Genomic DNA, 10,420 nt, shown 5'->3' with positions numbered 1-10,420 from the left:
TCGAAATGTTTTATAACAGTAAGCGTCGGCATGGTTCTAGCGAACAGATGTCACCGACAGAATATGAAAACCAGTATTATCAACGGCTCGGAAGTGTCTAGATTATCCGTGGCGATTCACTCTCTTGGCATTGCATTCTTTTTGCAGCTTCGGTTATCGGGTAATATTTTCTAATAGGCAGATTCATTTTACCACCCTCATTAAAACAACATCATCAGGACTTTCAGACAGTAAAGTTAAGCGTTCCATCCACTTATTTAGTGCATCCAGTTTTTCGGGTAAGTACTGGCTACGGTTATATACCGCCATAACGCCGCCCAGTGTGTGTCCCAGCAGTTGCTCAACGACATGAGGTGCGATCCCCATATTGTTAAGCGTGGTGGCAAACGTCCGGCGCAGGTCGTGCAGCGTCCATGGTTCGGCGTGACCAAGACGTTTATAGATACCTCGCCCCCACTGGCTGACGGCTTCCGGTTTCTTCATTTCGCCCAGCAGCAGGCCGCTATCCCGGTTTTGCCCTATCAGGGAAGTGATAAACGGTCTCATGGCGCAGGGAATCGGTCGTAATATCTTCTCGCCACCCTTGCTGTGCTCCTTCGGCACTGTCCAGACCCAGTCCTGCAAATCCCACTCTTTGATCGCTGATAACCTCAATTCCTGGGTGCGGCAGCCGAACACCACCAGCAGGCGCAGCAGCGAGGCATAGTAAGGTTTGAATTTCAGACCAGTACTCTCGCGCCAGATATCAGCAAGCTCCTGGCGGGTATGCTCCCTGTCGCGCTTCTCCTGCTTTTTACCCACATCATCAATGGTCAGATCGCTTAGCGCGTTGCTCGATGCGTAGCGGTGAACACGGCAGAATTTCAATGCCTGTTTGCACATCTGCAAGAGGTAGCCGGCGGCAACCGGTGCATCTTTGCTGACGCGGGAAAGACACTCCAGCCAGTGGCGGGTTTCACACATCGAGAGCGGATAATCGCCTATATAAGGAAAGATGTGCTTATTCAGTTGCTCGACGTGCTTATCAACGTTCGCGCGCCGCCGGGAAGCATACTCACGGATCCAGTAATCAAGTGCTTCTTTTACCGTGACAGGCTTTAAGGCTTCCTGAGTGGTGATGTTGAGATGGTGCTTCGGGTTTTTACCCTCGGCCAGCCATGTGCGGCACTGCTCCCGCTTTTCGCGTGCTGCCTTTAGAGACAGGTCCGGGTAATTACCCAGCTTCATACGCTGCGGCGCTGTGGTGCGACCGCCAATACGGTACGTGTAATACCAGGTCATGATGCCAACCTTTGACACCTTGACGCTCAGGCCGTCTCCATCGGCGTAAAAGCTGTCGCCGGGGCTTTCCCTCCCGATCATCTTACGCAGCGATGTATCGCTTAATTTATTCGTACCACCAGCCATAAAAACCTCAGTTCATTCGCAGCACTGACTACACCACTGACTACACATCTTAATGTTACCCCATGAACGGCAACGAACAAAGGCGAGCAATAAAAGATAATTTATCCTTTTAAATCACAAAGATGAATGAACACTACTAAACAGACACGAACCGTAAAAAACGCAGGTTTTGAAAATACGGCATGAACTGATTTTTAATCAGTGAGTTGTATTGATAAAAAGGCGCTAACCGGCATGGGAAAGCGCCTTTTTTATTGCCTGAAATAGCGCTAAAAAGCCCGCTTTCCCTGTCATTCCGGGGTTGCGGATTCGTGTATATTTCAACAAATGGTTGCAAGAAAAGGGAGATACGGAATGATTCGCAAGTATTGGTGGCTAGTGGCTTTCGCCCTGTCGATCCTCATGCTGGATAGCTTAATCATGTACTGGGTTGAGTATATGACCACCGAGATCGATAAGTGCCGCAATATGAATTCCGTAAATCCGCTCAAACTGGTTAACTGCAATAATCTGTAAGTGGTTGCTTGTAGCGAAAATTCGCGAAAATGCAGCCATCACCCTGATTAACGCAGGGATTTAAATCATTTTGAGCCATCTCCATACGATGCTAATGTCTCAGCCCTTTTCGCCAGTCCGATCGTAGTAATGCGTAACGCCCTTAGTGAATGAGTTGATGACACCATGCTGGATAGCCAATACGACTATATCCTTGTTGTTGTTTCTTTTATCGTAGCCATTTTGGCCTCTTATACCGCCCTGAATATGGCAGGCCGTGTTTCCACCAGCAGCCAGGGATCGTCATGGATCTGGCTCAGCGGTGGCGGCGTAGCGATGGGAATAGGCATCTGGGCGATGCACTTTATCGGCATGCTGGCGATGAACATGTCAATGAACATGCGCTACGAACCGATTCTTACTACTCTCTCAATGATTATCGCGATTGGCTCTTCGTTATTCGCGCTGTGGCTGGTGAGCGCCCCGTATCTGCATCTGCGTCGCCTGATCCCGGGCGCAATTGTCATGGGCCTGGGTATTGCGGCGATGCACTATACGGGCATGGCGGCGCTGCAGGTCTCCCCGGCTATCATCTGGAATCTGAATTGGGTCGCCTTATCTTTAGCGATCGCGCTGGTCGCCTCTTTCGCCGCACTGTGGCTCACCTTCCATTTACGTCATGAAGCGGCCCAGGTTGCGCTGATGCGTTTTGGTGCGGCAATTTTAATGGGCATCGCCATTGCTGGTATGCATTACACCGGCATGATGGCAGCCAAAATTCCTCATCAGCACGTTATGGGCCATAACGGTTTTAATAATAACTGGTTAGCCGTATTGGTCGGCATGATGGCCTTCTCGGTGTTGGGTATTACGCTACTGGTGTCGATGTTCGATGCGCGTTTGCAAGCACGAACTTCGCTGTTGGCGACCTCACTGGCGGCCGCTAACCGCGAACTGGCGCGGCTGGCGCTGCACGATACCTTAACGCGTTTACCTAACCGCGTTTTGCTGGAAGATCGCCTTGAACAGGCCATCAATAAAGCCAAACGCGAAGGCTCTTTCTTCGCACTGATGTTTATGGATCTTGACGGTTTCAAAACCGTCAACGATGCCTGGGGTCACGATGTCGGCGATAAATTGCTGGTCGCGGTGACCGATCGCCTGACGCAAAAATTAAAAGGTCAATACACGCTGGCACGCATTGGTGGTGACGAATTTGTTCTGCTGGCGGAAGTCAGCGCGCCAGATGAAGCGGCAACGCTTGCCAGTTCGTTGGTACGCGTGATTGATAAACCTTTCACTATCGATCCCTATGATGTGATGGTGACGCTGAGCGTCGGTATTGCGCTTTATCCACACGATGGCAAGAACGAACGGGAACTGATGTTCAACGCCGATGCGGCGATGTATCACACCAAACATATGGGCCGTAACGGTTACCACTTCTTTCAGCCCTCGATGAACACACTGGCACAAACACAGTTGCAGTTACTCAATGATCTGTGGATGGCACTGGAGCGCCAGGAGTTCCGGCTGGTTTACCAGCCCAAATTTAAAGCGCCTGCGGGGCCAGTTATTGGATTCGAAGCGCTGCTGCGCTGGCACCATCCCTACCAGGGCGTGCTCACACCGGATGTTTTTTTGCCGCTGGCGGAGAAAACCGGCCTGATTGTGCCGCTCGGTAACTGGGTAGTGGATGAAGCCTGCCGTCAGCTTGGCGAATGGCGCAAAATGGGGCACCTTGAGTGGTCAGTGGCGGTGAATCTTTCCACCCTGCAGTTTGAGCAGAGTACCCTGGTGGAAACGATTATGGAGACGCTGAAAAAGCATGATGTGCCGCCGCAAAAATTAATCCTGGAAGTGACCGAAACCACCGCAATGAGCAACCCGGATGAGAGTGTGCGCGTGTTGACGGAGCTGACAGATGCAGGCGTTCAAGCCTCAATCGATGATTTTGGTACAGGCTACTCCAGCCTGTTGTATCTGAAACGACTTCCGGCCTGCGAATTAAAAATCGATCGTGCATTTGTGCGCGAGTTAAGCCGGGAAGGTGAAGATGCCACCATCGTTTCCGCCATCGTGGCGCTAGCCAGAACGCTGAATTTGAAAGTTGTGGCGGAAGGCGTGGAAACAGAAGAACAACAAAAATTTCTTACCGAGCTGGGCTGTAATACGCTGCAGGGGTATTTATTAGGTAAACCGGTGAGCGCGGAATCTATTACTTCGTATGGAAATAAACTTCTTCCGCCCGAGACGCTTTCCTGAAGCCAGATTGATTTTAATAAAGCGCCATCAGGCGCTTTTGTTTTACCAAAGTCGTAAACTAGATTATTCTTATAAAAATAATGTCATGCGCCATCTCTATTTAATCAAGCGCTTATGCATTGCAACAGAATTTTTTATTCCACTCTTCATCTTTTCTGCACTATTTAACCCGCGACGCGGTTTTATCTTCATGATTTTTACAAAGAACATAATTTGAGATTATTGCACCGGAGAATTCGCGCACGCGAATGGTAAAATATGGCTTATCGGTTCTGGACAGGTATCGCTATTATTGATATCGGGAATCGTGATTATTTCGAGGTAATATTATGAAAAAATTCATTTCCGTGGCATTACTGGCGACATTCCTGGCAGGCTGTGCCCACGATTCTCCTTGTGTACCGGTGTATGATGATCAAGGTCGTCTGGTACATACCAATACCTGTATGAAAGGCACAACTCAGGATAACTGGGAAACAGCCGGAGCCATTGCCGGTGGCGCAGCGGCGATTGCCGGTCTGACGCTCGGTATCGTAGCGCTGACGAAATAGTTTTAAAACACCAAATAGTTATAAAAAGCGCGGTTCGCCGCGCTTTTGCTTTATTAAGGTGCAGTTAATTTTGCATAAGTAAATTTTCAGCCCCATAAGCAGGCAGAAATTAAAAAATAAGCACGAATATCATTTCATCTGAGTCGACAGGTTTCCCCGCTTATCTTTTTTTGTCTATTTTTGCGTGACCAATTTCACAAAGCGATGCCAATCAATATATTGCTTATATTCACGCAAGAAACTTATCTGTTATTAACCTCTTAGCGGCTCCCCTTTTTGCTCTGTTTTGTGGCGCAGGTTGTATTTTTGCACCACAACGGGGCAATGGTTTTATTTTTTCCTGTCTACACTCTCAATATTGCGCCTGCGCTAGCCAAATAACGCCACGCGCAAAACTGGCACTACCTTTGCTTTAAAGAGTATGGCCATCGCCACAGACAGGTTCAGGCGTTTCCCGAACGCCTTATATAACGATAAATTTTCGCCACACAGGATGCATTATGAAAAAGATGATGATCGCCAGCCTGGCCGCTGCCGGTGTACTGTTTGCTGTCGCAAATCAGGCACATGCGGGCGCAACGCTGGATGCCGTTAAAAAGAAAGGTTTCGTACAATGCGGTATCAGCGACGGTCTGCCTGGCTTTTCCTACGCGGATGCGAGCGGTAAATTCACCGGTATCGACGTGGACGTTTGCCGCGGCGTTGCCGCCGCCGTATTCGGTGACGACACGAAAGTTAAATATACCCCGCTGACTGCCAAAGAGCGTTTCACCGCTTTGCAATCTGGCGAAGTGGATATGCTCTCCCGTAATACCACCTGGACCTCTTCCCGCGATGGCGGCATGGGCCTGTCATTCACTGGCGTCACCTATTACGACGGTATCGGCTTTCTGACCCATAACAAAGCGGGCCTGAAAAGCGCTAAAGAGCTGGACGGCGCAACCGTTTGTATTCAGGCAGGTACCGATACAGAACTGAACGTGGCGGATTACTTTAAATCCAACAAAATGAAATATACGCCGGTGACATTCGACCGTTCCGATGAATCCGCGAAAGCGCTGGAATCGGGCCGTTGCGACACGCTCGCTTCCGACCAGTCGCAGCTGTATGCATTGCGGATCAAACTGAGCAACCCGACAGAGTGGATCGTGTTGCCGGAAGTGATCTCGAAAGAGCCGCTGGGGCCGGTAGTTCGCCGTGGTGACGATGACTGGTTCTCGATTGTTCGCTGGACACTGTTCGCCATGCTGAACGCGGAAGAGATGGGTGTTAACTCGAAAAACGTTGATGAGAAAGCCGCTAACCCAACAACACCGGATATGGCGCACCTGTTAGGTAAAGAAGGCGACTTCGGTAAAGATCTGAAGCTGGATAACAAATGGGCTTACAACATCATTAAGAAAGTTGGTAACTATTCAGAGATCTTTGAACGTAACGTCGGTTCTGAAAGCCCGCTGAAAATCAAACGCGGCCAGAACAACCTCTGGAACAACGGCGGTATTCAGTACGCTCCGCCAGTGCGCTAATACGTAAGTGCTGTAACGGGCGCTACGCTTGCGTGGCGCCCAGCCCAGAGTCATGGTTACTGAGGTTTTCCTATGTCCCATCGCCGCCCAACCGTGAAAGGTGCCATCTCCCTTTCTAACCCTGCGGTTCGCGCCTGGCTGTTTCAAATCCTTGCGATTATCGCCGTGGTCGTTGTCGCTATTTATTTGATACACAACACCGTTACTAACCTGAATAACCGCGGCATCACGTCCGGTTTTGCCTTTCTGGATCGCGCCGCCGGTTTTGGTATTGTTCAGCATCTTATTGATTATGAACAAGGTGACACCTACGGCCGTGTATTTCTTGTGGGCTTACTTAATACGCTGCTGGTTTCAGCGCTGTGTATTGTGTTCGCCTCGTTCCTCGGTTTTTTCCTTGGCCTCGCCCGTCTGTCGGAAAACTGGCTACTGCGGAAGTTATCGACCATTTATATCGAAACGTTCCGTAATATCCCGCCGCTGTTGCAGATTTTTTTCTGGTACTTCGCGGTGCTGCGTAACCTACCCGGCCCGCGCCAGGCGGTCAACGCGATGGAGCTGGTGTTTCTGAGCAACCGGGGCTTGTATATTCCTTCCCCGCAAATGGGCGAGGGCATGCTGGCGTTCGTGGGCGCGATAATCGTGGCGGTGGCTATCTCCATAGGCCTGTTTCGCTTTAATAAAATGCATCAAATCAAAACCGGGCAGCTACGCCGGACATGGCCTGCCGCGCTGGGGTTGATTATTCTGCTGCCGCTGGTAGCGCACTGGGTGTTTGGCGCAGCGCTGCACTGGGACGTTCCGCACCTGCGCGGCTTCAACTTCCAGGGCGGTATGGTGCTGATCCCCGAACTCGCCGCGCTCACCATTGCGCTATCGGTCTACACTTCCGCGTTTATCGCTGAGATTATCCGTTCAGGTATTCAGTCAGTGCCCTATGGGCAGCACGAAGCGGCACGTTCGCTCGGCTTGCCTAATCCAGTGACATTACGTCAGGTGATTATTCCGCAGGCGCTGCGCGTGATTATCCCTCCGCTGACCAGCCAGTATCTGAATATCGCCAAAAACTCCTCGCTGGCAGCGGCAATTGGTTATCCGGATATGGTGTCGCTGTTTGCCGGTACGGTGCTGAATCAGACCGGGCAAGCGATTGAAACTATCGCTATTACCATGTCGGTTTACTTGCTCATCAGCCTGTCGATTTCGTTGCTGATGAACATCTATAACCGCCGTATTGCCCTGATTGAGCGCTAAGGAACTTTGATGACAAAAGCAATTCTGTCTCCCTCCACGCGCCAGACACCTGCAGGAAGCAATGGCGCGATAGTGTGGGTACGAAAAAATCTGTTCTCCAGTTGGTCAAACTCGCTGCTGACGCTGCTGTGTCTGTGGTTAATGTGGGAGTTGATTCCCCCTTTGCTGGACTGGGCGCTATTTCAGGCGAACTGGTTTGGTTCGACGCGCGCTGATTGTACGAAAGCGGGTGCGTGCTGGGTGTTTATCCACGAACGTTTTGGCCAGTTTATGTATGGCCTCTACCCGCATGATCAACGCTGGCGAATTAATGTGGCGCTGCTCGTTGGCCTGCTCTCTATCGCACCAATGTTCTGGAAGGCGCTGCCGCGTCGCGGGCGCTATATCGCTTGCTGGGCAATTATTTATCCACTTGTCGTGTGGTGGTTGTTGTTTGGCGGTTTCCTGGGGCTGGAACGTGTTGAAACCCGCCAGTGGGGCGGTTTGACCCTGACATTGATCATCGCCTCTGTTGGTATTGCTGGCGCATTGCCACTGGGGATTTTGCTGGCGCTGGGACGCCGTTCGAAAATGCCGGTGGTTCGCGTGTTATCGGTCATTTTCATTGAGTTCTGGCGCGGCGTTCCCTTAATCACCGTGCTGTTTATGTCCTCGGTAATGCTGCCGCTGTTTATGTCGGAAGGCACCAGTATCGATAAGCTGATCCGTGCGCTGGTTGGCGTGATCTTGTTTCAGTCCGCTTACGTGGCGGAAGTGGTGCGTGGCGGCTTGCAGGCGCTGCCAAAGGGGCAATATGAAGCGGCGGAGTCTCTGGCACTGGGATACTGGAAAACACAAGGACTGGTGATTTTACCGCAGGCGCTGAAGCTGGTGATCCCGGGACTTGTGAACACCATCATTGCCCTGTTCAAAGACACGAGTCTGGTGATCATCATCGGCCTGTTTGATCTGTTCAGCAGCGTACAGCAAGCCACGGTCGACCCTGCATGGCTGGGGATGTCCACCGAAGGCTATGTTTTTGCTGCCTTAGTTTACTGGGTTTTCTGTTTTAGCATGTCGCGCTACAGCCAGCATCTGGAGAAGCGCTTTAACACTGGGCGTACACCGCACTGAGGATCCCCATGAGTAATACAACTATGCAATCTGGCGACGCGATGATTACGCTCGAAAATGTGAATAAGTGGTACGGGCAGTTCCATGTACTGAAAGATATTAATCTCAATGTGAAACAGGGCGAGCGCATTGTGCTTTGTGGCCCGTCCGGTTCTGGAAAATCGACAACAATCCGCTGCATTAACCATCTGGAAGAGCATCAACAAGGGCGCATTGTCGTTGACGGTATTGAGTTAAATGAAGATATCCGCAATATCGAAAAGATCCGCCAGGAAGTGGGAATGGTGTTCCAGCACTTTAATTTATTCCCGCATCTGACCGTTTTGCAAAACTGTACGCTGGCACCGATTTGGGTACATAAGATGCCCAAGAAGGAGGCTGAAGCGCTGGCAATGCATTATCTTGAACGTGTTCGCATTGCCGAGCATGCGCATAAGTTTCCGGGGCAGATTTCCGGTGGTCAGCAGCAACGTGTGGCGATCGCCCGTTCATTATGTATGAAGCCTAAAATCATGCTGTTCGATGAGCCAACTTCAGCGCTGGATCCGGAGATGGTAAAAGAGGTGCTGGATACCATGATTGGGCTGGCGCAGTCCGGCATGACGATGTTGTGTGTCACCCACGAAATGGGTTTTGCGCGCACCGTTGCCGATCGCGTGATCTTTATGGATCGGGGTGAAATCGTTGAGCAGGCACCACCGGAAGAGTTCTTTGCGAACCCGAAATCAGAACGTACTCGTGCGTTTTTGTCGCAGGTTATTCATTGATCTCTATATGATTGTTACAGGCCACTTCATACGGGTGGCCTTTTTTATTGCCGAAGCAGAAGCACGTCCTGAAGTATGCTTATCAAAAGGTTTATTTCCGACTTTATTTCTTTGGCTACCGATATCACTGAGCTGGCTGAGCGCGCTTCTTAAAAAATTCCGGGACACGCCAGCTAATACTGGCTTACATGCGAGCGGTTCTTTGCTTCTTATGTACTTGTTTGTTTGCCCGAAGTTTCCTACCTTCGCACGGGAGCCCCGACACTACCATCGGCACGACGGCGTTTTACTTCTGTTTTAGTGTGTTTGATGTTTGGTTACGGAAGAGGAGCGCTTGTTCGCTACCTTTCAGGATCTATGGTGCTTAAACCAATTCATGTTCAAAGGGCTACGCACCAGGGGGAAATGACTTGAGTGTGACTGTCATGCGGGGTGCTGCAGTAGAAAAGCAAAAGGCCCAGTCTTTTGACTGGGCCTTTTGCTTTATTTGATGCCTGGCAGTTCCCTACTCTCGCATGGGGAGGCCCCACACTACCATCGGCGCTACGGCGTTTCACTTCTGAGTTCGGCATGGGGTCAGGTGGGACCACCGCGCTACTGCCGCCAGGCAAATTCTTTTCTAAGTGCCGAACTTTAACCGTTATAACTGGTGCTGATACCCAGAGTCGAACTGGGGACCTCACCCTTACCAAGGGTGCGCTCTACCAACTGAGCCATATCAGCACACTAAATTTGATGCCTGGCAGTTCCCTACTCTCGCATGGGGAGACCCCACACTACCATCGGCGCTACGGCGTTTCACTTCTGAGTTCGGCATGGGGTCAGGTGGGACCACCGCGCTAGTGCCGCCAGGCAAATTCTGTCTATCAGACCGTTCTCACGTTCTGATGTAATCTGTATCAGGCTGAATATCTTCTCTCTCACGCCAAAACATCTTCGGCGTTGTAAGGTTAAGCCTCACGGTTCATTAGTACCGGTTAGCTCAACGCATCGCTGCGCTTACACACCCGGCCTATCAACGTCGTCGTCTTCAACGTTCCTT

The 10,420-nt window shown here is 50.8% G+C and carries 8 protein-coding genes, 1 tRNA gene and 3 rRNA genes; 7 read left to right on the top strand and 5 right to left on the bottom strand.

All coding sequences use genetic code 11. From position 1 onward, the window contains the following. Positions 1–183: 183 nt before the first annotated feature. Entirely contained in the window at positions 184–1,407 is a 1,224-nt protein-coding gene (locus JKP81_RS23405) for a site-specific integrase (protein WP_200553624.1), read from the bottom strand. 354 nt (positions 1,408–1,761) lie between these two features. On the opposite strand from JKP81_RS23405, the gene JKP81_RS23400 reads away from it, so the two are divergent. The 7 genes from JKP81_RS23400 (at position 1,762) to JKP81_RS23370 (ending at position 9,378) form a co-directional block, all read left to right on the top strand. Then, on the top strand, positions 1,762–1,923 hold the full coding sequence (locus tag JKP81_RS23400) for a DUF2556 family protein (RefSeq protein ID WP_020455476.1): 162 nt from the start codon (positions 1,762–1,764) through the stop codon (positions 1,921–1,923). A 165-nt stretch (positions 1,924–2,088) separates the two neighbouring features. Beyond that, complete coding sequence (locus JKP81_RS23395; RefSeq protein WP_200553623.1) at positions 2,089–4,167, top strand: bifunctional diguanylate cyclase/phosphodiesterase; 2,079 nt, start codon at positions 2,089–2,091, stop codon at positions 4,165–4,167. A 329-nt stretch (positions 4,168–4,496) separates the two neighbouring features. After that, positions 4,497–4,718, top strand: coding sequence for a lipoprotein (locus JKP81_RS23390; RefSeq protein ID WP_017457276.1), 222 nt, complete (start codon positions 4,497–4,499; stop codon positions 4,716–4,718). Positions 4,719–5,218: 500 nt separating this feature from the next. Further along, on the top strand, positions 5,219–6,244 hold the full coding sequence (locus JKP81_RS23385; RefSeq protein ID WP_200553622.1) for an amino acid ABC transporter substrate-binding protein: 1,026 nt from the start codon (positions 5,219–5,221) through the stop codon (positions 6,242–6,244). A 72-nt stretch (positions 6,245–6,316) separates the two neighbouring features. After that, positions 6,317–7,498 carry an amino acid ABC transporter permease gene (locus JKP81_RS23380; RefSeq protein WP_200553621.1) on the top strand — a complete coding sequence of 394 codons (1,182 nt, stop codon included), beginning with the start codon at positions 6,317–6,319 and terminating at the stop codon, positions 7,496–7,498. 9 nt (positions 7,499–7,507) lie between these two features. Further along, positions 7,508–8,611, top strand: a complete 1,104-nt coding sequence (locus JKP81_RS23375) for an amino acid ABC transporter permease (protein WP_200553620.1) — start codon at positions 7,508–7,510, stop codon at positions 8,609–8,611. Between the two features lie 8 nt (positions 8,612–8,619). Beyond that, positions 8,620–9,378 carry an amino acid ABC transporter ATP-binding protein gene (locus tag JKP81_RS23370; protein WP_200553619.1) on the top strand — a complete coding sequence of 253 codons (759 nt, stop codon included), beginning with the start codon at positions 8,620–8,622 and terminating at the stop codon, positions 9,376–9,378. Positions 9,379–9,870: 492 nt separating this feature from the next. On the opposite strand, the gene rrf (JKP81_RS23365) is transcribed toward JKP81_RS23370, so the two are convergent. The 4 genes from rrf (JKP81_RS23365) to JKP81_RS23350 all read right to left on the bottom strand — a co-directional run. Continuing rightward, positions 9,871–9,986: ribosomal RNA gene (rrf, locus tag JKP81_RS23365) — 5S ribosomal RNA — on the bottom strand. A gap of 39 nt (positions 9,987–10,025) precedes the next feature. Continuing rightward, positions 10,026–10,101 (bottom strand) — tRNA-Thr (locus tag JKP81_RS23360). Between the two features lie 14 nt (positions 10,102–10,115). After that, positions 10,116–10,231, bottom strand: a 5S ribosomal RNA gene (gene rrf, locus JKP81_RS23355). Positions 10,232–10,324: 93 nt separating this feature from the next. Continuing rightward, positions 10,325–10,420 (bottom strand): 23S ribosomal RNA (locus JKP81_RS23350); the annotation flags it as partial.

The sequence above is a fragment of the Kosakonia sp. LAM2021 genome (assembly GCF_016620385.1).
GTDB lineage: Bacteria > Pseudomonadota > Gammaproteobacteria > Enterobacterales > Enterobacteriaceae > Kosakonia > Kosakonia sacchari.
The sequence above is the reverse complement of the archived record's forward strand: the minus strand, read 5'-3'. Positions and strand labels throughout refer to the sequence as shown.

What these genes read in the sequence shown, in the direction of transcription:
- JKP81_RS23380 (WP_200553621.1), top strand. Translation starts at nt 6,317, where the DNA reads ATGTCCCATCGCCGCCCAACCGTGAAAGGTGCCATCTCCCTTTCTAAC.
- JKP81_RS23385 (WP_200553622.1), top strand. Translation starts at nt 5,219, where the DNA reads ATGAAAAAGATGATGATCGCCAGCCTGGCCGCTGCCGGTGTACTGTTT.
- JKP81_RS23390 (WP_017457276.1), top strand. Translation starts at nt 4,497, where the DNA reads ATGAAAAAATTCATTTCCGTGGCATTACTGGCGACATTCCTGGCAGGC.
- JKP81_RS23395 (WP_200553623.1), top strand. Translation starts at nt 2,089, where the DNA reads ATGCTGGATAGCCAATACGACTATATCCTTGTTGTTGTTTCTTTTATC.
- JKP81_RS23375 (WP_200553620.1), top strand. Translation starts at nt 7,508, where the DNA reads ATGACAAAAGCAATTCTGTCTCCCTCCACGCGCCAGACACCTGCAGGA.
- JKP81_RS23400 (WP_020455476.1), top strand. Translation starts at nt 1,762, where the DNA reads ATGATTCGCAAGTATTGGTGGCTAGTGGCTTTCGCCCTGTCGATCCTC.
- JKP81_RS23405 (WP_200553624.1), bottom strand. Translation starts at nt 1,407, where the DNA reads ATGGCTGGTGGTACGAATAAATTAAGCGATACATCGCTGCGTAAGATG.
- JKP81_RS23370 (WP_200553619.1), top strand. Translation starts at nt 8,620, where the DNA reads ATGAGTAATACAACTATGCAATCTGGCGACGCGATGATTACGCTCGAA.